20 protein-coding genes are annotated in these 22,751 nt (G+C 53.6%); 6 read left to right on the plus strand and 14 right to left on the minus strand.

The window, feature by feature from the left end; genetic code table 11:
• The first annotated feature begins 15 nt into the window (after positions 1-15).
• The 4 genes from R3F50_06210 to R3F50_06225 all read left to right on the plus strand — a co-directional run bounded on the left by R3F50_06210 (position 16) and on the right by R3F50_06225 (position 6,537).
• Positions 16-1,371: an HlyD family type I secretion periplasmic adaptor subunit gene (locus R3F50_06210; GenBank protein MEZ5489896.1), complete on the plus strand. Its 1,356-nt coding sequence runs from the start codon at positions 16-18 to the stop codon at positions 1,369-1,371.
• Between the two features lie 5 nt (positions 1,372-1,376).
• Positions 1,377-2,765, plus strand: a complete 1,389-nt coding sequence (locus tag R3F50_06215; GenBank protein ID MEZ5489897.1) for a TolC family protein — start codon at positions 1,377-1,379, stop codon at positions 2,763-2,765.
• 1,696 nt (positions 2,766-4,461) lie between these two features.
• On the plus strand, positions 4,462-5,268 hold the full coding sequence (locus R3F50_06220; GenBank protein ID MEZ5489898.1) for an ABC transporter permease: 807 nt from the start codon (positions 4,462-4,464) through the stop codon (positions 5,266-5,268).
• Between the two features lie 21 nt (positions 5,269-5,289).
• Positions 5,290-6,537 (plus strand): polysaccharide ABC transporter ATP-binding protein, encoded by a 1,248-nt coding sequence (locus tag R3F50_06225; protein MEZ5489899.1) that lies wholly within the window; start codon positions 5,290-5,292, stop codon positions 6,535-6,537.
• A 565-nt stretch (positions 6,538-7,102) separates the two neighbouring features.
• Here the strand turns inward: R3F50_06225 and R3F50_06230 are convergent.
• Positions 7,103-7,837, minus strand: coding sequence for an SDR family NAD(P)-dependent oxidoreductase (locus R3F50_06230; protein ID MEZ5489900.1), 735 nt, complete (start codon positions 7,835-7,837; stop codon positions 7,103-7,105).
• A gap of 81 nt (positions 7,838-7,918) precedes the next feature.
• Here R3F50_06230 and R3F50_06235 point away from each other — a divergent pair, with 81 nt between their 5' ends.
• Positions 7,919-8,368 carry a MerR family transcriptional regulator gene (locus tag R3F50_06235; protein ID MEZ5489901.1) on the plus strand — a complete coding sequence of 150 codons (450 nt, stop codon included), beginning with the start codon at positions 7,919-7,921 and terminating at the stop codon, positions 8,366-8,368.
• A 351-nt stretch (positions 8,369-8,719) separates the two neighbouring features.
• Here R3F50_06235 and R3F50_06240 read toward each other — a convergent pair whose 3' ends face one another.
• From R3F50_06240 to R3F50_06300, 13 genes are all read right to left on the minus strand, one after another.
• Positions 8,720-9,427, minus strand: coding sequence for a PEP-CTERM sorting domain-containing protein (locus tag R3F50_06240; GenBank protein ID MEZ5489902.1), 708 nt, complete (start codon positions 9,425-9,427; stop codon positions 8,720-8,722).
• A 495-nt stretch (positions 9,428-9,922) separates the two neighbouring features.
• A complete protein-coding gene (locus tag R3F50_06245) occupies positions 9,923-11,020 on the minus strand; it encodes a type II secretion system protein GspK (GenBank protein MEZ5489903.1) in 1,098 nt (365 codons plus the stop codon).
• Positions 11,021-11,031: 11 nt separating this feature from the next.
• Complete coding sequence (locus tag R3F50_06250; GenBank protein MEZ5489904.1) at positions 11,032-11,694, minus strand: prepilin-type N-terminal cleavage/methylation domain-containing protein; 663 nt, start codon at positions 11,692-11,694, stop codon at positions 11,032-11,034.
• A gap of 8 nt (positions 11,695-11,702) precedes the next feature.
• The gene (locus R3F50_06255; protein ID MEZ5489905.1) at positions 11,703-12,089 is read right to left on the minus strand and encodes a prepilin-type N-terminal cleavage/methylation domain-containing protein; all 387 of its coding nucleotides are present in this window, start codon (positions 12,087-12,089) and stop codon (positions 11,703-11,705) included.
• 7 nt (positions 12,090-12,096) lie between these two features.
• Positions 12,097-12,669, minus strand: coding sequence for a prepilin-type N-terminal cleavage/methylation domain-containing protein (locus tag R3F50_06260; GenBank protein ID MEZ5489906.1), 573 nt, complete (start codon positions 12,667-12,669; stop codon positions 12,097-12,099).
• On the minus strand, positions 12,644-13,078 hold the full coding sequence (gene gspG, locus R3F50_06265; GenBank protein ID MEZ5489907.1) for a type II secretion system major pseudopilin GspG: 435 nt from the start codon (positions 13,076-13,078) through the stop codon (positions 12,644-12,646). Before gspG ends, R3F50_06260 begins: the two co-directional genes overlap by 26 nt.
• A gap of 33 nt (positions 13,079-13,111) precedes the next feature.
• Positions 13,112-15,259 (minus strand): type II secretion system secretin GspD, encoded by a 2,148-nt coding sequence (gspD, locus tag R3F50_06270; protein ID MEZ5489908.1) that lies wholly within the window; start codon positions 15,257-15,259, stop codon positions 13,112-13,114.
• Positions 15,260-15,274: 15 nt separating this feature from the next.
• A complete protein-coding gene (locus tag R3F50_06275) occupies positions 15,275-16,480 on the minus strand; it encodes a type II secretion system F family protein (GenBank protein ID MEZ5489909.1) in 1,206 nt (401 codons plus the stop codon).
• Positions 16,477-17,937, minus strand: coding sequence for a GspE/PulE family protein (locus R3F50_06280; GenBank protein ID MEZ5489910.1), 1,461 nt, complete (start codon positions 17,935-17,937; stop codon positions 16,477-16,479). Before R3F50_06280 ends, R3F50_06275 begins: the two co-directional genes overlap by 4 nt.
• Positions 17,938-17,940: 3 nt before the next feature.
• Entirely contained in the window at positions 17,941-18,510 is a 570-nt protein-coding gene (locus R3F50_06285; protein ID MEZ5489911.1) for a hypothetical protein, read from the minus strand.
• An 8-nt stretch (positions 18,511-18,518) separates the two neighbouring features.
• Positions 18,519-19,829: a hypothetical protein gene (locus R3F50_06290; protein ID MEZ5489912.1), complete on the minus strand. Its 1,311-nt coding sequence runs from the start codon at positions 19,827-19,829 to the stop codon at positions 18,519-18,521.
• 246 nt (positions 19,830-20,075) lie between these two features.
• Positions 20,076-20,759: a thiol:disulfide interchange protein DsbA/DsbL gene (locus tag R3F50_06295; GenBank protein MEZ5489913.1), complete on the minus strand. Its 684-nt coding sequence runs from the start codon at positions 20,757-20,759 to the stop codon at positions 20,076-20,078.
• A gap of 545 nt (positions 20,760-21,304) precedes the next feature.
• Positions 21,305-21,928 (minus strand): c-type cytochrome, encoded by a 624-nt coding sequence (locus R3F50_06300; protein ID MEZ5489914.1) that lies wholly within the window; start codon positions 21,926-21,928, stop codon positions 21,305-21,307.
• 199 nt (positions 21,929-22,127) lie between these two features.
• On the opposite strand from R3F50_06300, the gene yihA reads away from it, so the two are divergent.
• Positions 22,128-22,745 carry a ribosome biogenesis GTP-binding protein YihA/YsxC gene (gene yihA, locus R3F50_06305; protein ID MEZ5489915.1) on the plus strand — a complete coding sequence of 206 codons (618 nt, stop codon included), beginning with the start codon at positions 22,128-22,130 and terminating at the stop codon, positions 22,743-22,745.
• Positions 22,746-22,751: the final 6 nt, after the last annotated feature.

The raw sequence follows: 22,751 nt of genomic DNA on the forward strand, positions 1-22,751 counted from the left end.
AGGATTTATAAAATCGTGATCGAAACTACCCCGCCTTCAGAAGCAAAGCCGCTGGAATCGCAAATCGATAATAGCAGCACTACCACGCAAATGGGGTTCGGCATCGAAACGCCCAAGAGAGTAGGTCTGACCGCTCTTGTACTGGTTTTTGGTGTTTTTGGAGTCTGGGCAGCGGTAGCACCACTGGATAGCGCATCCCATGCCGGTGGGGAAGTCACCGTCCGCTCTTACACCAAGGTAATCCAACACCTTGAAGGCGGCATCGTAGATCAGATTCTGGTTCAGGATGGATATATCGTAAATCAGGGCGACCCGCTGCTCATAATGGACAGCACCCAGGCCAGGGCCGATCTTGAAATCGCCAATAGCCAATTCGTTGCCCTGAAAGCCAGAGAGGCGAGACTACAGGCCGAAAGGGATGATCTTGAACGAGTTGTCTATCCGGACATCATACTGAGCGGAGTCTACGACGCTCAGGAGGAGATCGCTTCTCAGAACGAAATTTTCGAAGCCCGTAAGAACGCTTTCGAAGGCAGTATAGAAGTGCTGGAGCAACGCATCGAACAACTACAGTCAAGAATCGTCGGCCTGAAGGCATTGAAGGAAAGCAAGGAACTACTCGCCGAGTCTTACAGCGAAGAGCTAAATGATGTCAGAGAACTTTTGGAAGAAGGGTTTGCAGATAAGCTCCGACTTCGTGAACTGGAAAGAAACTACGCCAGCTTCAGTGGAGAATCCGCCGAACTGGCAGCAACTATTTCTTCGACGCAAATGCAAATTGGTGAAACGAGACTGCAAATCCTACAAGAGAACATGGTCTTTCGAACCGAGGTTGTGGATCTCCTTGGGCAAACACAAACTCAACTAAAGGATGTACAAGAGCGGGTAAACGCACTTCAAGATATCGTTAATAGAACGGTAATCAGGTCGCCGGTAGACGGTATAGTAAACGGTATGCAAGTTCATACAGAAGGCGGTGTAATATCACCAGGGACGCAGATCGCCGAGATTGTGCCGTCAAGTGATGAACTGATCGTTGAGGCGAGCATTTCACCCCTGGACATCGACAGAGTGGCCGTTGGCCAGGATGCTACAATCCGATTTCCCAGCTTCAGCAGCAAAACGGTGCCCACTGTTTATGGGAATGTCATATCAGTTTCGGCTGATAGTTTTGTAGATGAAAACACTGGGGCTTCATTCTACACGACAAGAATTCAGGTTACCCCCGAAGGTATGAGCGATCTTGGAAACCTTGTACTGGTGCCAGGAATGCCTGCTGATGTCTATATTACGACCGGATCAAGGACATTTTTGGAGTACCTTATAAAGCCTCTGACTAATGTGGTTGCCAATAGCTTCAACGAGGAATAGTCATTGTGAAGACTCTCTCAATTGCACGGCTGGTCGCGCTGAGCCTCACTTTGGGCACTGCTTATTGCAATTTTGCTGGTGCTGCCGAGTCCATTGACGCAGATAATCTTGATCCAGATAACATGTTTGGTGTCGCATTAGTCGGCGGCAGTACTCTTGAAGATTTTTACACCGCGGCGCTTGAATACAGTCCCAGGCTTAGAATTGCAGAGGAAAATCTAAACATCGGTTCGGCCCGAGTTCGAGCTGCCAATGGGCAATTACTGCCGCAACTATCTGCCACGGCGTCTGTTTCCGACAACCGCCGCCAAACCGGCCCCTCTGATCAAAACTTTGACGGGGATCGTTATTCACTTCAGCTGACCCAAACCCTGTTTAGTTGGCAGACCTTTGCTGGACGTAAGAGAGCCTATGCGTCCGAAGACCAGAGCGAGGCCGAATACTTCAGTGAACTGGCGTCGGTCTTGACAGACGTGACAGACCGGTACTTGAATGTCCTGCAATCGGAAGATGCATTGAGGCTGATACAGTCAGAGTTCGAGGCTGTCAGCAACCAGCTGGAACAGGTAGAGAGTCTTTATGAGCGTCAGCTCACCCAGATTACAGACCTGTACCAGACGCAGGCCAGTCTTGCCGCCGTTCGGGCCGAACAGCTTCAGCTCGAGAGTCAATTGCAGATCAGCCGGCAAGCGCTTCGCTCAGCAACTGGCCTTGAGCCTGTCACTTTATATCGGCTTCGGAGTGATATCGAAATAGCTGAAGTGGAACAAGGAATGGGTTATTGGACAAGGCTTGCTCAACAATCCAATTACGAAATTCAGGCTCGCGAGTATGCGCTGAAAGCTTCTAAAGAATTAGTGTCGGAAAGACGTGGTGTATACCTGCCAGAAGTAAGCCTGGTGGTCCAGCGACAGAATACAAACGTTGGTTTCGATAATGCTCCTTTACCTAAAACCGACATCACCTACGTAGGAATAAATGTTTCGGTACCATTATTCGCCGGTGGGTCAAACAGAGCAGCAGTTAGCGAAGCCGCCAGCATGCAAAGCATTGCCGAAAACGAACTGAGGCAGATCAAACTCGACGTCACCGAGCGAGTGCGGACAGCGCACCTACAACTTCAAAATAGTCAACTCCAGACTCAGGCGGCGCAGTCCCTGGTTGAGTCTGCAACTCTATCAGCTACTGCGATGCAGCGCGGATTCGAACTTGGCACCGTCACAAGCGTTGACGTGCTAAATGCAATCCGAAATCAGTATCAAGCGGAACGCGATCTTCAGCAGACAAAGTATAATCACATCCGATTTCTGCTGGAACTAAAAAGGGAAGCAGGGGTCTTGACAGCCGAAGATCTGGTTGAGGTCGGCAGTTGGCTGGAAAGCCCAGTAAACTGAAGTGGCAGCCATTCCAGAGATACACCGATTGACGTCCTCTTACCTGGAAATCGAAGACAGAATTCAGTTGATAGGAGAAACTCGAGACGGGAAAGTAATAGGACTTTGGCTGACACAGCGAGTCTTAATCCGAGCTCTACCCTATCTGTTCAGATGGCTTGAGCAGCAGACACCTTTGGTTTCTACCGCAACGCCGGAAAACTCGAACCAGGCAAATACTTTGGTACAGAGCTTTGCTCAGCAGGAGGCTCGACATAGGCTGAAATCACGAGCTCCCCAACCCCCAGTAGTGTTAAGAGATAACACCCGCTTCCTGTTGGTTCGGAGTTTGGATCTTTCCAGCAGACAAGGAAAACTGACGATAATTTTCAAACTTACTGACCAGAGCCAAACAGGGCTTCGCTTTAGTAGCTCACAATTGCGTCAATGGTTGACCATATTACACCGTGGCTGGAAACACGCCGGCTGGCCAAATAGTTCGTGGCCTGACTGGATAAAAGACGTAGAGCCTCCCCCTGATCCCGGCACCGATGCTTTTCACTGACGAACCTATCGCTAATTGCCGCAATTACCCGGCCTTCAGGCGGTCCCATGGACTAGGCTATAGCCTAAACACGTGCACGGAAACTCAAAGGAACCTCTGATCAATTGTCAGCCTGTTGCAAAAGTCATAATTCGTTAAAATGTCTCAAATTAATAACAAAGTCATGCAATGCGCGGTCATAGCGATCCTCAGTTCTCATTGTTTAGCTACGTCGATCTTGAAAGTCACATTCCCAAGCAACATCCAAATCGTAAGATCCGTCAGACTCATTGCTCAGACGTTGATAAATCTGGAGCTTGAATTTCATGCTATGTATGCAGAGGCCGGCAGGCATCGATCCCTCCTGAGAAATTGGTTCGAGCCACGCTTCTGCAAATCTTGTTCACTATCCACCCGGAACGCCAGCTATGTGAACGGATTGACCACGATTTCATATTCCGCCGGTTTAATGGTCTTGGTAAGGGTGATCCTGTCTGGAATCATCCTACTTTCAGCAAAAACTGGGACCGGCTGATGACTTCGAGTATTGGCGAGTTGCTGTTCGATGCCATTAAGAAACAAGATGCAGCCAAGCAATTGTTTTCCAGACAGCAAACTGTTCAGGAAGGGAAGGAATCAAAAAACCAGGCTTAGCTATATGGGCCATTCGCTCACCGTAAATCGCGACGTGTTTATTGTCGAATCTGAAGTGACTGAGACAGGTACGGATCGAGAGTGGAACTCGGCACCAACAATTTGTCGGTCGGCATCAAACTTATGACCTTGATAGAGATTGGAATTTTCGCCTCGAATAGGATTATTACCCGAACAAGTAATTTTTCATCAGAGTGCTAAGCTGTTTCTCACTGAAAAAGCATTGCAATGATTCCCACGAGTCAAGAACAGATACTAACTAGAGAATTCCCAAGAAAGGGGTTAGCAAAGAAGCTTAGCTTTCCGAGATGGGTTACACTACTATGAAAATCCGAAATGGATTGAATAGCAATGCTTTGCCAGCCCTATTACCGGCAAAGCCGAACGGCAAGGGATGGCCGACTGAATGGCGGAACTCTCGGAGTAGAAGAGAGGTACTGTGAGCGCGGGCAGAAACTTTGACACAGCGAGCATTGTGTCAAAAAATTGCCGGGAAGATATAAAAAGGCCAATACTTGGATGATCAGCAAACTTCTGCGACATTGGATCTTAACGCCTTTCGACAACTACCGACTGTTCCATAATTTTGTGAAGCAGGATTTCGCCGGACAGTTTGTCGGCTCGGTGGGTGGCATCCTGTGGCTGTTCATTACTCCGGTTGTGAACATCATCATTTATTCGTTCGTTTTCCGCTATGTTTTCGGCGTCAGGCCGCCTTTGGAGTTCGGTCAGACCAGCTTCGTGGTTTTTATGATGGTGGGTTACCTGCCCTGGTTCGCCTTTGCCGATGCCATGGGCAAGGCCCCCGGTCTGCTGCTTGAAAAAGCACCGCTTATCACCAAGGTGATGTTCCCGGTCAATATCCTGCCGGTAGTGGGCTCACTGATCCCCTACCTGACTCACAGCATCGGCTTTGGCCTGCTTCTGGTATACCTGGCGTTCAGTGGCTATTTAAATAGCCTGTGGCTGTTGTTACCCTTTATTTTCTTTCTGCAGTTCCTGTTTACCATGGGTCTGGTCGCGATTCTCTCTGCATTCTGTGTCTTTCTGCGAGACTTGCAGCAGCTGGTGGCTCTTATAATAACCAGCTGGTTTTTCCTGACCCCGATTGTCTACCCGCTCTCGATCATTGAGGATCCCTCAATTCAGAGTATTTATAACTACAACCCCATGCACAGCTTCGTGAATCTCTACCGCCAGATAGTGCTGGCAGGAGAGCTACCGGTGCTTAATCTGCAGATTGCTGTCGTAGTGTCGCTGGTGACCTATCTGATCGGCGGCTGGTTGTTTATGCGCATCAAGCATGCTTTTGGCGACGTACTGTAAGTCAGGATAATTTTTACCTTCATGAGCGAACCCATCACCCCCCAGTACCGAGTCCAGGTAGAGGATCTGCACAAGGATTTCAGAATCTACCAGCAGCCTAAGGACCGGCTGACGGAGCTTATTTTCAGGAAGCCGAAACACAAGCTCTACCACGTGCTGAGCGATATCTCCTTCAGTGTGGAAAACGGCAGGAGCCTGGGTATCATTGGCGACAATGGTGCCGGAAAATCCACGCTGCTGAAGCTGCTGGTGGGCACGCTGCAACCAACCTCCGGACGGATCACCGTGGCTGGCCAGGTGGCCGCACTGCTGGAACTGGGGGCCGGGTTTCACCCGGAGTTTACGGGCCGTAGAAACATCTATCTGAATGCCTCTTTGCTGGGAGTACCGGACGACAATATTCCCGAGCTGGAGATGGATATTATCGAGTTTTCCGAGCTTGATTACTTCATCGATCGCCCGGTAAAAACCTATTCCTCAGGCATGTTCGTACGGCTGGCCTTTTCTATCGCCACCATGGTCAGGCCTGATATACTGGTTATCGACGAAGCCCTGAGTGTCGGTGACATGGCGTTCCAGAAAAAATGCGTGGAACGCATGAACCGTTTTCGGGAAGAACAGAAGACCATGGTGTTCTGCAGCCATTCCATGTACCACGTTCAGCAGCTGTGCGACACCGCTATCTGGATTGACAAGGGGCGCATCCGGGATATAGGGCCCAGCGAGGAGATCGTTGGCCGCTACGAGGATTTCTGCAACAACAAGAAAGCCTATAACAGCATCGTCGAGGATCTGCCGGGAGCCCCGGATGCCGATGAGGACGAAGTGGCGGAGAAGAAGCGCAGAGACAGCAGGATTCTCAGCATTTCGGTGGAATCGCCTGAAGGAGAGGAACTGACCCGGGTAGCGCCACTGTCAGACGTGGTTCTCAAAATGGATGTGGAAATCCTGAAAGACGGCGTGGAAGGTAATTTCGGCTTCGCCTTCATGCGCACCAGCGATGATATTATTGCTTCCTGGCTTACCACCGACGAGGCGGACATTGACAAGGGACCGTTCAAAAAAGGCGACCGTTTCGAGATTTCTCTGACTGTAAAAAGCCTGGCCATGCGCAGTGGCGATTTCTATATCCTCGGTGGGGTAGCCGATCGCAGCAGTCTGCTTTGGTACGAAACCAAGGTCAGCAAGCCGTTGACCGTGGCGACCTCGAAAGGGCTCGGCCAGCTGGCCATGAAGTGTGACTGGCAGGTGGTCAAGAGCAGCGGGTGATGCCGCGGCGCCAGCCGACAGCCTCTGCAACCGGACTCGCTCTCAAAGCTGACCGCCAACACCTTGCTGTTACAGACTTCAGTACCTCAGCTTAAATTTATTGCGGATCAGATACGTTTTTAGTCAGTGGTGATTGAGAGCTTTTTGATAGGAGGAGGTAAGGGGGCTTTTTAGCAGACACATCCTTAGGGGCGGGAACGCGAGGTGGCTTCGAGGAAAAGCTGTCGCACTCTTGGATCAATTTTAATGGTATTGATGTGTAGCACTTTAATGTGTAATAACTCAGAGCCGATCTTACAGACAGTGTTTGAGCAGGTCGAGACTAAAGCGAAAATCGCCGCAACTCGGAGATAGCGGCTAGTTCGCCGAATAAATCCATAGCAGACACTTGACGACACGACTATCAGTCAGCAACTCTACTAAATTAGTGTGTTTCTGAGTGCGAGCCAAGAATCAATCTCGGGCAGTATCGAATAACCGACAAACGGGTTTTCAATAGACTGTGTGACCGAACCCTTCTTTTATTCAATGAGTTATAAGCGCGAAATCAGTGTGCGCTATCTATCTACCAAGGTAATGATTCATCGGCGCTGAAGAATTTCCCGCTTCTAGTTCGATTCGTATCTAAAGCTTGAGATAGGGCCGCTGCTGCGCCTTCGGATATTGTTTGTCTGCCCCTGTAGCTATTCAGGTCAGTCGCAGTAAAGCCCGGATCAATGGAGTTTACGATAATATTTTCTTCGGCCAGGGTAGCTGCTAGCTGTACTGTCATCATATTCATAGCTGCCTTGGATGCGCAGTATCCAAATAACTTGAACTGTGCAAATTCCCAATCTGGGTCGCCATTCAACGTGATCGACCCGAGACCGCTCGACTGATTAATAATCTGGGGCCTGTCAGATTTTTTCAGAAGTGGCAGCATGGCTTGTGTTACAGCAAGAGTTCCAAATAAATTTGTCTCGAATATACGTCGAACGGTTTGAAGGCTGACTTTTGCCGGGGGCGCGTCCCAGGAATCAGTAATTCCCGCATTGTTTATCAGAATGTCGAGGCGCCCGAATTCTGCTTCGATGGGATTTACTGCTTCTGTTATAGATCGCTCATCGTTCAAATCGATAGGGATGAAGCGCACATCGTGAGTGATTCCAGCTAACTCAACGACGGCCTTCACTCCTGATTCCCGGGAGCGAGCACCGAGTAGCACCATAAAACCTTTTGCCGCTAATTGCTTTGCGATCTCGAATCCGATGCCTTTATTGGCTCCAGTAATCAATACTATGGGTTGATCCGCTTTTTGCATCGATATTGCTTCCGTGTACAGGGTTGTCAGTGTGGAAGATTCCGTTAAGATGGTTCCCACTATAAGGCTGGAGCAAGGTCCATGGTCAAGCAGAACAGACAATTGTTGATTTCCGAGTTTGCCCAGGAAGCAGGCATTAGTGTTGATACGGTACGCTTCTATATTAAGCTGGGCATATTGAAACCGCATTGTGGAAACAAAGGTGGAAGTAACCCTTACCGGATTTTTCTTGAGATCGATCTGGAAGATATTCAGACAGTGAAAGTTTGTCAGCTGCTGGGAATGACGCTTTCGGAAATCAAAGAACTTCTCGAACTTTCGCGATCAGGATCTATAAGAAATAACGAAATGGCAATTCGAGTTGAAAAGCGGCGCGCACAATTGTTGGAGCGATTGGACGAAATTAGGGGCTTGATTCATTACCTGGATTCCAAGCTTGCATGGATTCGAAGAGAGCCGGGTGTGGAGCAACCAACATTGAAGTTACTAAAATCAAATTCTAGCGAGATAAATGAAGCGTTAGATAGATAAACGTGTAAGGTTTCATCATAGTTGTTCGAGCGATGAAGGTCATAAAGATGGTCTTTAGGGGCTGAGTTGAACCTTCGAGGCAAAGATTTTCTGTCCTCAGCATCACCGCAAACTTGTTGTAATGTCCGCTTGAAGCCGATTTCGGAAGTAGAGGCAGGCTAAGGCAACTTCCGCTATCATAAAAGCCGACCTTAATGGGTGGCCCGAAGACCGGCTGCAAATATGAACCCGTTGCAGTCTTTCAACGAAGCCATGTCAATGTCCGCTTTCGCCTACATTGCGACGTTAGCATTCTGAAATCTCAGTCAATAAAAAGCCCACCGAAGTGGGCCTAATAATCAAAGTTTCTGGTTACGCTTTCGTGCGACGAGACCAGCCAAGACTGGCCAAGCCAAGTCCGAAAAGTGCAATAGTGGTGGGTGTGGGTGCGTTGCCCGAGGGCGGAGTCTCGAATGGGGTGCACTGCGAACTGGTGTTTTCATCGCTGCCCACGACATCGCAGACGAGTAGAACCGAGCCGCCACCCTCAGCTACTAGTGCAAATGCCGTGCTTGTGGGTGGCCCATACTCCCAGCCAAATTGGCTCGAAGTCGCAAAGGGCCCAATATAATCTGCCAAGTAATCGTCGGCCCAAAATAGAGCCGCGACAGAACCAGCACCAAACACCTCTATGAAAGTGCCAAACCCATCTTCCCCGGTCGACGCAGACAAGATAGGATCAAAGAAAGGGTCGTATTGTGTGAACTCATAGCCGTCGTTCCACAAAGAACTGGTGACAAGATCCCCAGTCCAACGACTGCGTTCTACGAACACGGAGCCAGCATCAAGCGTCGTAGTGACACCAAATGCCCACACCTGCGTGTCTTCACCCACGGAAATTGTGTAGCGGCCGCCGCCAGGTCCACCGGTGAACGGTGTTTCCCAGATTCGGACATCCAAAACGCCCGCAAATGAGGGCGTTGCACACACCAGAGTGGTTACCAATACGGCTATACAGTTTTTCATAGTCACCTCGCGAGTCGCATTTGTTCTGTTTTTACGTTCGAGCAGTCTGTTCAACTACTACTTTTTTGCAAGCAAATTTTAGGCCATGGCAAAGAAATCAATGAGTTGCGATTAAAGCGTAATAAAAAGCAAAGGGGCTTGTAAAAAAACCTGACACCCCGCCACCCTCTGATGCGTCACTCGTCTCATATAGCGTTGGTCTGCTTAATGACCGCAAAGAGTGATAGCGGACCTTCTGGCTACAGCCTCCCGATGACCGCTAAGCCGGAAGCGGTCGTAGGATCGAGCAGCGGCTATGTCGGCTTTGAATTCTGACACTGTCTGACATTTCAGACTCCGACCATTAAAATTGATGCTGTTACACATCAATACACAGTGATTGAAATCCCACACCGAGCACCAGTCCGGATTAAATCCCAGGCGCCAGAAACAATTCACGTGACAGGTGACTGGTTACCGCGAGGCTCAGCAGGAGTCTGTCACTTGAAAGCTGGGTCATGCCGTCTGGCGGGAACTCCGAAGAGTTGAAGCCCTGCAGGGCCCTGCGTGTCAACGCAGATTTCGGAACTCGATATCGTACTCGTTTACTCGCGCTGGGGCAGTATCCGGCAGGTGCCCGTAAGGGTCAACCTTGTACACTCTGGGTGGAGTGCTGAAATCCCGGATCTCAACGATTTCCATGTAGGCCTGCACCACTGGATCAGGATTGATATCCAGACCCTGCTCCTCTGCCGTTGCCAGTTGCTCCCGAAAAGATTCCGTCGGCTCCAGACGGGGATAGGCGAAAATGGAATACACGATACTGGTGGAATTACCGACCCAGTTGGAGAGCTCAACCAGGTTTTCGAACGGGATGATCTCCTGCAGCTCGGCGCGATTATTGATGTCCTCGATTTCCCGGTAGGCGATAACCCTCTCAATCAGCTCGTCATCCAGGCCGGGTAGCAATTGCATGGCTTCCCGACTGGCCAGGTTTAAATTAACCGAACGGTCATTACCGTAGATGGTGAACGCGGCTTCAAGGTTCACGCCCTCAAACAGCTCGTCGAAACCGCGAATCTGCAGGATCTCTTCCACCGTTTCCAACTCCGGATTGTTGCGGGGCAGGTAGGGCGGATCAAGCGATTGATAATAGTCTGCCTCGGCACCGTTCAGACTTAGAATGTCATTAAGGTCAGTCCAGTCAGTCCAGGCCGCCAGCAGGTCCTGGACCTGCTCCGGATCGGCATCCTCCCCGCCCAGCCGCTTCTCGATCAGGGTCTGCATGTTGAGGCGGGGGATACGATTCAGATTGATCTTACCGCCGTGATCATAGATACGAACCACAATGTCTTCGTCGGCAGCATAGGCCAGCTCCAGAGGGCGCCCGTTAAACCGGTATTCGGGCAGCAGAATCTCGCCGTCTTCGTCAGTAGGCAGGACCTCGCCCAGGGGCCTGGGCATGGTTTCCAGCATCAACTCCATATAGGCCTTGTTCACGGCGGCGGTTACTGCTGTCCACTGGGCCACCGCCTGCTGGTTGTGAAACGCGGTGTTGGCCGACAGGCGGACCTTGCTGGCCATGGCTGTGACCAGCACGGTCAGCAACACCGCCGTCCACAGAACGATGATAATGACCGCGCCTTTCTGTCTCTGTGGTCCGTTCAACCGTTCTCTCCTCACCGGCCCTGAAACAGGCTGGGCCGCAGATTGCGGTGCTGGTTGTTGGCAATGCGGGCCACCACCTCCAGCTCCTCCAGGCTGCCCTGTTGATCGTCGATAGGCGTGAACCTGACATAGACTGCCAGGGGCAGACTCTGCATGTCTTCGCCAGGCCAGTCATCCCGCCACTGTCGGGTTTCATCCAGCTCGGCATAGAGATAACTGAAACTGGCGGTGTAGTTTGACAGAATGAGCTGCGGTTCAGCCTGCTCCAGTCGATCGCCGGGGTAGTCACTGAAAGCCGGGGCCAGGGTCAACTGCACGCCTTCATCGGTGGAAAACAGTTCCCAGGCCATGAGCCCGGGCTGCCGCTGGGGAGAGACGGTGGAAACCCAGCTCAGGTAGTCGTCTTCACCGACAAAGTACACATAGCGGGTAAGGCTTTCCACATCAGTGTAGCCATGGGGAAAGGCGCCATGTAGTGCTCTGTCGATCTGCAGAATTGCCAGTGCCTCGTCAAGATGGCGGTCCAGCCGGTCGGAGTTTCGGTTCCAGTCCTGCGCCACGACGTAGACACCGGTGCTGAGCAACCCGAGCAGGGTGGCGGTCAGGGCCAGCGCCAGGATCACTTCGATCAGGGTGAAACCCTGTTTCCTGAGCGGCCATTTGGATCGTTTCACAGCCATTGCTATCTCGGCACTTCCAGTTGCAGCCAGCGGGTACCTATCAACTGATCCTCGCGGTCTTCATCCACAATCTCGAAGGTCTGCAACGTGTAGATACTGGCCTGGGTTCTGCGTTCCGGATCCTCGAGCAGCTCACCCACCCGGACTCGATAGCGGTCATTCTCCAGGATCGGCTCCACCTCATTGAGCTCATTCTCCAGCAGGGCAAAGTTGACCGCCGCGCGGCTGTTGATAGCACGAACCAGAGCAGCCTCGGAGCGCCAGGAAAGCTGCTTGCTGCCGGCCAGCAGGGTAAACAGGCCGCCCAGCAGGAAACCGGTGATGGCCAGGGCGACGATCACTTCCAGGAGTGTAAAACCCTCAGTGCTGTTGTAGGTTCTGCGCTGCATAATGGGGTCAGTTTAGAAACTCTGTCTCCACCCGGCCGGTGAAGGGATTGATGGTGATACTGGCCTGCCGCTCCTGACTGGAAAGAATCAGGATGCCTCCGGTACTGCCACCCTCGGGATAAAAAGTGATCTCCAGAGTGTCTTCGATTTCCATTTCCCGGTCGGCGCTGTCCTGAAATAGCAGCGCCATGCCGCTGCCATCCCAGCTGCCGACCAGAAGCGGGGAGGAAGGCACACTTTCCCGTTCTTCCTCCGGCACTACCGTAAAGCTGGCAACTCCCGGCTGACCGCTGACCACGGCAGTTCGGCGGGTATAATTCAGCAGCGTATGGGCCTCACGAATCCGGGCATTGAAGGTACGGGTTTCGAGCCCGGTGATATTGGGAAACACTACCAGGCTGGCCATGGCCAGAATTCCCAGCACCAGCAGGATCTCGAGCAGGGTAAACCCGCTGATTCGCAAAGGTTTCGCGAGTTGTCGCCGGCATGTGGCAGAGACCAAGGGTTTATGACCAGCCTGGTCTGCTTTCTGCCCGCAAACCCCTGTCTGTTCGTTATAGCCCGATGTCGGCGTCGTCATCCTCGCCGCCCTGTGCGCCGTCCGCACCGTAAGAAATCAGGGTAAAACTGCGTCCATCACTCTGATACACGTATTCATTACCCCAGGGATCCGCAGGAATAGCACGCCGCAGGTAAGGACCGTTCCAGCTGGCACTGCCGGTTTCGTTCTCCATCAACGCGTCCAGGCTGTCCGGGTATCGGTTCAAATCCAGCCGATAGGAATCCAGCGCGGTTTCGAGGGACGAGATCTGTGACAGGGCCGCATCTCTCATGGCGCCAACCCGCTGCTGAAACAGGTTCGGCGCTACCATTACCGCCAGCATGCCGATGATGGCCATGACTACCAGGATTTCGATCAGGGTAAAGCCGCGCATATCGCGGGTCGCTTTCGAACGTGTAAATTGGATTGAATGCTTCTGTGTAGACATTGTCGTTACCATAAGATTAGAGTCAGCTTCTATTCAAAGGCCTGCTTCTTCGAACAGCTCTGCTGCCAGCTCAAAACGCTCTAGAAGCGCGGAATAGTCCAGCGCAGTCTGATCGTTCAGGTTGATCACCTCGGGACGCAACACGATAAACAGCTCCTTGCGCTCCTGCAGATCCTGTCGATAGGAAAAAAGACCGCCTAACACGGGTACTCTGCTCAAACCTGGGACGCCGGAATTGAGGTTCTGATTATCTGACTGGATCAGTCCCCCAAGAACCACACTTTCTCCATCCCTGACGACCACATTGGTACTGATGGTCTGGCTGTTGAAAATCGGATTGTTATTGAAACCGTCCGTCTCCGCCACCGAAGAGAGTTCCTGTTCGATGGTCAAGTTTACCACTCCGTCGGCATTTATCTGGGGTGTAAGGGTCAGAACAATACCCGTTTCGCGGTACTGAACATTGAATGTTTCATTACCACTTACACCAATGGTTGAACCTCCCTGAACCGGAACGTCAGAGCCGATCTGAATCTGCCCTTCCTGGTTATTGGTCACTGTCAGCGTGGGTCGGGCCAACAGCCTCACATCATTGCTAGTTGCAATTGCCTCCAGGGTCGCCTCAACCCGGGCAGAACCATCCACGAATGATTTATTGAACATCAGCCCCCCCAGTCCTGTGCCCGGAAGAAAGGAGGTACTGGTATCGGTGGATATCGGGTCGACACTGGCATTCGCAGCAACCCGGGACCAGTCCACACCAAAGCGATTGTCATCGGTCAGGGTAATCTGGGCGATGACTGCGTTGACGACTACCTGCAGAGGCACTGAATCCAGCTGATTGATGGTCGTTAGCAACTGCCGGTAATCCCGCGCGGTGCTGCGGATCAGCAGGCTGTTGGTGGCCTCGTCGGAGACGATTCTTACCCGCAGATTCGCCGACACCGCGGTGGGGGAGGAAATAGTGAAGGCCGATGTATCCGGACTAATCTCTACTGTATCCAGTCTGGGCTCACGGTCTTCGACAGCTGCTCTGGGGACAAAGTCGTCTTCGTCTTCTTCGAATACATTGGTCAGAGTTTCGGCCAGCTCCACAGCACTGAGGTTCTTAACCTTGTAATAGAACAGTTGTTCCACCTGCTCCTGGTTTTCAGAATCAAGGATTCGAATCCAGCGGTTGATTTCCTCGAAGCCCCGGGTCGCCGGGGCTGTCACCAGTATTCCGTTGATACGGGAAATACCCTTCACCTGGTAGGTGGGAGCCGAGCCTTCAATAAGAGTCAGAATTTCCTCCAGCTCGGTGGCCACCTCTTCCGCGCTGGCATTGCTCAGCTGAAACAACTGGATCCCCTGATTGGCGAACGGGTCGGCATCTATCAGGGTCAGCAGTTCGTTGACGCGCTCCAGCTGCGACGCGGACCCGGAAACCGCCAGAACGTTGCGATTGGTCAGCTTGGTGATAGACCCTTCATCCAGCATCGGTGACAGTACTTCGATGGCGGTATCCGATGCGATGTAGGTAAGCGGTGTAATCTGCATCACCCGATTGCCAAAGGTCTGGGCAACCGTATCCGGTGTGACAATATCTGTCGGCAGGGACGAACTCACCACGTAAGCCGCGTAAAAATTGCCAAGCCGCTCGAGGGTTACTCCGTTACGGCGGGTAATAACCCGGATGAGAGGCCAGATATCGTCCCGGGTCAGGGGTCGATCCGGGGAGGTTCTGACTGTTACCCGTGCATCAATGCTGGGGTCGGCGACCAGGGTAATGTCAATGGCGTCGGCCAGATCTTCCAACACCTGGCGCAGGTCCGCCTGCTCGTAATTCAGCTCGACAACATCGCCCCCCTGGGGGTCTGTTGCGGCCGGTGCCTGCTCGCGAAAACCTGAAAACCTCAGCGGATCGCCGTCGCGGTTGATCTCATTGATAAGCCGCTGCTGTTCTTCGCGATTGCCTGCACTCAATTCCGGTACTTCGATCTGGCCGGGGAGCGTGCCTGGCCTGCTGGCGGCATTGACCGAAGTTGAACTGGACGTGTTATCCGGCGTGGTTTGCTGATCGGCCGGAGATTCCACCGTGGCGCAGGCGGTGAGACCGAAGCCAGCTCCCGTTAACAGCACCAGGCTCACGGCTCTGACCAGCACTCTCAGGGCGGGCAAATTACTTTGTTCATCCTTCACTGTCATAGCTCCCTGTCAGAATTCCACGGCATTCATGCTGAACACTGCCGACAGCATGGTAATGGTGATGCCGCCCACCGCAACGGCTAGAAAAATAATCAGTGCCGGCTGTAACGCCGAGACCAGCCTGGCCATCTGATTCCGAACCGAATTGTCGAAAGTCGCCGCCGTTTTAATCAGAATACCCGCCGTCCTGCCGGACTCCTCACCAACAGTAACCAGTTGATGCAGCAGGGTAGGGAAGCAGCGGGTCTTCTCCAGGGAATTTCCCAGGCCGGAGCCGCCGCGAACATCCTCCTCAACCTGCACCAGATGCCGCGTAATTTCAGTATTCTGGATAACTTCCCGGGACACGCGCAGCGCCCGGATCAAAGGTATACCCGCTCCCAGCAACGCACCCAGTGTCCGGGCAAAAATAGCGCTCTCCCGGAACAGTATCAGATTACCCAGCAACGGCAAGGTCAACAGAAACCGGTCTTTGCGCAGTTTGTTGGCCGGTTCCCGATCCAGGTACTTCCAGCCTGCAAACAGGCCGACTGCCAGCACCACCAGCAGATAGCCATAGCTCTGCATAAAACTGCTCACGGACAGCAGGAACTGAGCTGAAGGCGGAATCTCCGTACCGGCGTCCTCGAACATGGCCGCAAACTGGGGTACCACGAAAACCAGTAGCAGAAACACCGAAATGACACCCACCGCCAGCAAGACAATCGGGTAGATCATCGCGTTGATGACCGCCTGCCGATTCTTGGCGCTGGAATCCAGGAACTCGGCCAGATCGGGTAACAATTGATGGAGAATGCCGCCTTCCTCACCGGCCCGGACGATATTGATGTACATCTTGGAGAACACATCCGGACGGGCTTCCATCGCATCGGCCAGCCCTTTGCCTTCCTTGACCTCACGGCGCAGGCTCATGACCAGGTTCTGCATGGCGCTGGACTCGGTAATGCCTTCCAGCAGCTTCAAGGCCTTGTCGATGGGCACCCGTGCCTCGGTCAATGTGCACAGCCCATTGGTGAAATCCAGCAGATCGCTGTAGCGTATTTTTTTGCGCCGGCCGGTACTTTCTCCGGCCCTGGCCTGCTGGACCTTGACCGGAACCAACTTGCGGCCCTGCAGAATCCTGACCACTTCCCGTTCGGAATCGGCATTGAGCTGCCCAGTTTGTACTTTACCGTTACTGTCGTAGGCCTGGTATTTAAAATGTAGTGCGCTCATAGTGCTCTGGTCACCCGCACGACTTCTTCCGGTGTGGTCACCCCGGCACGCAGTTTTCGCAAGGCGTCTTCGCGCAATGTCTGCATACCCTCCTCGATAGCCTGATTCCTGATTACATTGGCATCCGCTTCCACGGCAATGTGGTGCCGAATGGCGTCAGACATCACCAGCAGTTCATAAAGCCCAACCCGGCCCCGATAACCGGTTCCACCACAACGATCGCAGCCAGTGCCGCGGTTGATGACAGGACAGCTGGCTTTTTCGATTTCCAGCACCCGGGCCTCGTCGTCGGTCAACTCCACCTGACTGGAACAATCGGTACAGACTCTTCTTACCAGGCGCTGAGCCTGAATAGCCAGCAAAGAGGAGCTGATCAGGTAACCCTCGACGCCCATGTCCTGCAACCGGGTGACTGCCCCCGCCGCGTCATTCGTGTGCAGGGTGGAAAAAACCAGGTGTCCGGTCAATGCCGATTCGATGGCAATTTCCGCCGTTTCGTGATCCCGGATCTCACCTACCATCAACACATCGGGATCCTGACGCACGATGGAACGCAGGCCGGTGGCAAAGCTTAAGCCAATGCTGGCATTCGCCTGAATCTGGGTGATACCTTCCAGCTGGTATTCCACAGGATCCTCGACGGTAATGATCTTTTTGGCCTCGTCGTTTATTTTTTCCAGGGTGGCATACAGGGTAGTGGTTTTACCACTGCCGGTGGGGCCGGTAATCAGCACCATGCCATTGGGCTGGGTAACCAGTTCTTCGTACTGGAGCCTGATCCGCTCCGGCATACCGAGATCTTCCAATGGAACAGCCGTGTCGCTGCGGTCAAGGATTCGCAGCACCACCGACTCACCATGTACTCCTGGCAGGGTGGATACCCGCATATCAAGCTGTTTACTGCCTATCTGGTAATCAATACGACCATCCTGCGGGAGACGCTTCTCACCGATGTCCAGCCGGGCCATCAGTTTGAGCCGGGACGCCACCGCGTTATGAATTTTTACCGGCAGGCGCTCGATGCGGGTCATAATGCCATCGACCCGGCAGCGCACATCAAGGTGGGTCTCGCTGGGCTCGAAATGAATGTCACTGGCGTTCAGGTCCAGGGCCCGGGCAAACAGGTGATTTACCAGCCGGATTATCGGTGCTTCCGACGCCAGGTCGGTGAGTTCTTCATCATCCTCGAAGCCCGACACAAAAATGTCTTCGGTACTGCCGATCTCCGGAGACAGCTCCGCCCGCCAGTGCCGCATCAGTCGCTTCACTTCATCACCGCTGCCCAGGGAGAAATTCACCTCTTCGTTAAGTAAGAAGCGAATTTTGGCGCGCAGTTCGATCTCCGGAACATCAGCACAAACCAGTGTGCCACTGGCGTTGAAGTCCAGCGCCGGCGCGATGTTCTGGGGCTCCAGCAACTCGTTGAAAACCGGCATGGTGATTTCATTGTGGGACATTGGCTACCTGGTCCTTTCCTGCGCCACCATCAGCCCTTCACTGCGGGCAAAACCCACCACGGTGATAGAGCCGCTGTACTGATTACGGGTTCGATCGAGACTGAAATCCGTAACCCACAGCCTCGGCGTGGAATCATCGAGGCTCTGCAGAAATCGGATCGTATTGGCTGCATCGTTGGTGCGAAACGCCATTTCCTGCCGGACCATCACCCAGTCATCGGTATCCTGCCGCTCGGCCAGGCGGGTCGAAGTCACGCTGACCTGCGTATCCCGGGCGCGCTGGGTAAGCGCCCGCTGTATATTGGCCTCAATTATGGGCAGGGTCTGGCCTGAAAATACCTGGCCTTCCAGTTCCGCCTCAGCGCTTTCCACCTCCGCCCGACGACTACGCCAGGTGAGGTTCTCGTCGAAGAGTCTCTGCTCACGATCGATCTGCAAGCGGATATCGTCAATGGCCAGGTTGCGCTGCTGATAATAACCCTGCAGCGCCGGGAACAGCCTGGTCGCCATAAAAGCCGTGGTGACAATGCCGGCCAGGATGAGGATATTTTTCTCGCGCTTACTGATTTGCATAGTTGTCGCTAATTTCCCGGAAAATACCGCACCATGTAGCCTTCAAAGTTCACGGTGCTGAGGCGCAGGTCGATGTAATAGCGCGCGTTGTTGGTGGCCCGGGCAAACGCCACCTCGGTAAACATCGGATGGGACTCCAGACGTTGTAGAATGGCCTGCGGCTCTGCGCTTTCGCCCTCAATCTGAATCACTCCCTCGCTCAACTCAAAGGAGGTGAGCTGTTCCGGGCTCAGCACGCTCTGCAGGGTAAACAGCGTCTGCACCAGGTCCTGTCGTGGGAAATTAGTGATCACCCCCCATTGCTGTTCGAAATTCTGGACCACCTGCCGGTCTTCCCGTGCCGCGCGGCTGAGCTCCCGCTGATCGCTCAGCCTGGCCTGCAACCGGAACGTCTCAAAGGTCTGAAACAAAAATGGCAGACAGCCAAGCAGCAGCAGTACTGCCACAACACCCAGACCGACCATGACGCGCTTGCCTTTTTCCACCTGTCGTCGGGCCTGCAGGGCCCCGGCCGGGAAGAAAAAATACTCGCCGCTGGCAGACTTCTGTGCGATCGCTTCCCGAAAGACCTCCTCGCTATTGTGCCGGCTGACGGTAAGTCTGCGCTCCGGGTCTGTGGTAGCCAGAGCCTGTCGCCACTGGCGGGCAAAAATCTCCTGCTCCAGGTCTTTCTTATTGACGTGCAACCACTGGATTACAACACCATCCCTGAGCAGAACCCGGGTCAGGTGGAGGTCGTCTTCGTCCAGAATCTCCCGCTCAGCAGCGCCGCCGCCTAAGGCCAGACAACGAGGCAGCACGCCACTCAGAAACAGGCCCTGCTGCTCGAAGGCCTGGTAAAGCTCATCCAGGCGCCGCTCCGGGATCCACAAAGCGACATCGGGGTGACTGTCGTCGGTGCCATGGGGATTGGCCACCACGGCGAGCCTTTCCGTCGAACAGGGTAGCAGCGTAGGGGCCTGCAGCTGCAGGGCAGACACCAGTGAATCACGGCCCATTCCCGGCATGACCACCGAGGTGGCGGCGAATTCACCGGGCGGCAGTAACAGCACCACGGAGTTGTCGTCCGCGTCCGGTGACAACAGGTCACTGACCGTCTGGGCAAGGGTTTCGGCGCTGAAGCCGGGCCCGCCCAACGCCCGTGACTGACGACCGGACGCCAGATCCATGACGCAATCATCAAAGACCAGGATCATCGCGCCTGCCTGTTTGAGGATTTCCCGTTGGGAACCCCCGGCAAAGACGCTCTTCAACTCCCGGGGCAGGAAGCGCCTGACCGTGTCCTGCCAGCGACCCAGTTCAATGGTTTCACTTAACATCTTTGTCTAAGTTCATTTTTTTGAATTACATGACTGCCAGCATCCACCCGGCAGCCGGACTTCCCTTAAGACTGTACTATCGGCTAAATAGTTCGATACCTCAAACCGGGAAAGTGTCTCATGGTTCTGCTGTAAGACTGTAAATTGTCGCAGGAAGTTTTCCCCTGGCGGGACTTGACTAACAAAAAAGCCAGCTCCGCGGAGGCGGAACTGGCTTATCAGCAGGGTAGGGCGCTGAATCGGGGATCAGTCGCCCGACGAAGCAGTGATCGCCCGCCGTTCGATTTCTACCAGAAAATCCACCACATTGAGCATTTCCTGCTGAGTGGTTACTGCCTGGCCAGTGGCAACCAGGTATTTCCCGTTGACTATCATATTCGGCGTACTGCGAACCTGGTAGTCCTGCATGCGACGGTCGCCCTGGTTTACCTTGGTGCGAACCGAGAAGGAATTGAACGTGGCAGAAAAGTCTGCTTCGCTGACACCATGTTCGGCAAACAGCGCACCAATCTGTCGCTCATTCTGCAGGCGGTTGCCTTCAATATTGATCGCGTTGAATGCCGCTTCGTGCAGTTCGTCGAACTTGGCCTGGTCGATCTTGCCCGCCGCCAGTAACGCTTCGCTGGCGTAGAAGATCTGTGAGTGGATTTTCATCAGCTGGTTCCACTGGGCCGGGAACAGGACAAAGTCCACGTCATCCGGGAGATTGGAAGCCCAGTTGTGGAGCAGCGGCTCGAACCGGAAACAGTGACTGCATCCGTACCAGAACGCTTCGACAACCTCTACCTTGGAGGCATCCTGAGTTCTGACCGGGGTGCTCAGTTCCACATAATGGGTACCTGCAATATAACGTGCGGGCTGTGCGTAGGCTGAAAATGCCAGGGGCACCAGAAAAAGAATCGCAACTAGCTGCTTGATCGCCTTGTTCATTAGGTTGCTCCGTCGGTAACTGATTTAGCTGATCTTGGTATCCGGGTTTTCTGTCTTGGCTTTAACGTCTTTCTATCTATCCTGTCTGTCTATCGCGCTATCTGTCGCGCTATCTTTCGACCTTCTCATCTTCGATCTATCTATAGTCCCTTAGTCCCTTAGTCCCTTAGTCCTACAGTCTTAGGTGTTAAACGTCGGTTTTTAAATAACTTTGATAACATTTACAGCATCAACGTTAACGTCATCGACGTTGTTAACCTCCATGATCCGTTAGCCCATGGCACAGGCATCGACTACCGGATTTCTGCCTGGCACAGGGCTGGAACACCCGAAACTGCTGCCTTGGTAAGTGTAGAACACTATCACAGGGCCTGCCGGCGTGCCACAGCAGCGGGGCTTCGTCAGCTGCTATTCGTCTCTGCTACCCTGGCAGAATACCGATTCAAGACTGAACCGGTGATTAACGGGAAAAGACCTTCACTCCGCCGGTCGGAAGGGACCCGTAAGGCCCGCTCCCGCGACAGAGCTCATGCAGCTGCCGTGTTTCAGTGCAATCCGGCAATATAGTTTGCCAGTGCTTCCAGCTCGGCATCTGTGAGCCTTTCCACAACCGTGCGCATCATGCCATTGAGATCATTGTTGCGTGCACCGGACCGGAACGCCCGCAATTGAGTCAGGGTATATTCGCTATGTTGACCACCGATTGCCGGGAAGCCGGCCGGGGCATTGCCTTTGCCGGTTGGTGAATGGCAGGCTGTACAGGCTGCGGAAGCGATGTCGCTGTTGCCGGCCCGATACAGGGTTTCACCCAGGTCCAGGGATTCCTGGTCGTCCTGCGCGCCCGTAATCTGGCGAGGCTGAGCCGCATAGTAGGCAGCGATGTCGGCAATATCCTGCTCCGAAAGACTGGCGGACATGGCGGACATGGTGGCGTTCTGACGGCTTCCGGACTGGTACTCTTCCAGCTGCTTGATCAGATAAGCGGCATTCTGACCGGCCAGACTCGGATTCATGGGAATCTGGCTGTTGCCGTCATTACCATGACAGGTGGCGCAGATAGCCACCTTGGTGGCGCCGGCGGCAGCGTTGCCCTGGGCATTTGCGGCCTGAACGACGGCCAGGGCCGCCAGTGGGATTAACCAGGAGAGGAGGGTAGCTGATTTCTTCATTGACAATTCCAGGATTCCTAAGGCTCCAGTAGTAAAAACGTCTTCGCCAGACGTCTTGGGTAGATTCGTGCGCGACAAAACGCGGCCGCAAATTATAACGCAAAACCCTTCCGGACTCTATCCACAAGACCCGTCAGGCCAATTTTGCTAAACTGCGCGGCGCCAATCCCGCCCGATTTCACGGAACCCAGCCAGAATCATGGATTATCACGCCGCCAAATTTGTCATCAGCGCCGCAAAACTGGACGCCTGTCCTGCCGACAGCGAGGTCGAAGTGGCATTCGCCGGGCGCTCGAACGCAGGCAAGTCCAGTGCCATTAATGCCCTCGCCAACCAGCCCCGGCTGGCCAGAACCAGCAAGACTCCCGGCCGTACCCAGCTGATTAATTTCTTTCTGGTGGAGCCCGGCCGCTACCTGGTGGATCTGCCGGGTTACGGATTCGCCAAGGTGCCTCTGGCAGTGAAGCACAAATGGCAACAGGAGCTGGAACGCTACCTGCGGCGCCGGGAGGCCCTGACAGGCCTGGTATTACTGAGCGACATACGTCACCCGCTGAAGGAATTCGACCGCATGATGATCCAGTGGTCCGTAGAAGCCGAGTTGCCCCTGCATCTGCTATTGACCAAAGCGGACAAACTGAAACGAGGCGCCGCCAGGAATACCCTGCTGGCAATCCGCAAGGAACTTAAAGAGCTGCCTGACATCACCGTACAGCTCTTTTCCATCAACCAGGAAGACACCATCAGAACCCTGGCGAGGCAGCTGGACAGCTGGCTGCAGGTGCCGGATGACACCGATGCAGCGACAGGCTCCTAGGGCCGC

The sequence above is a fragment of the Gammaproteobacteria bacterium genome (assembly GCA_041395725.1).
Lineage (GTDB): Bacteria > Pseudomonadota > Gammaproteobacteria > Pseudomonadales > Pseudohongiellaceae > NORP240.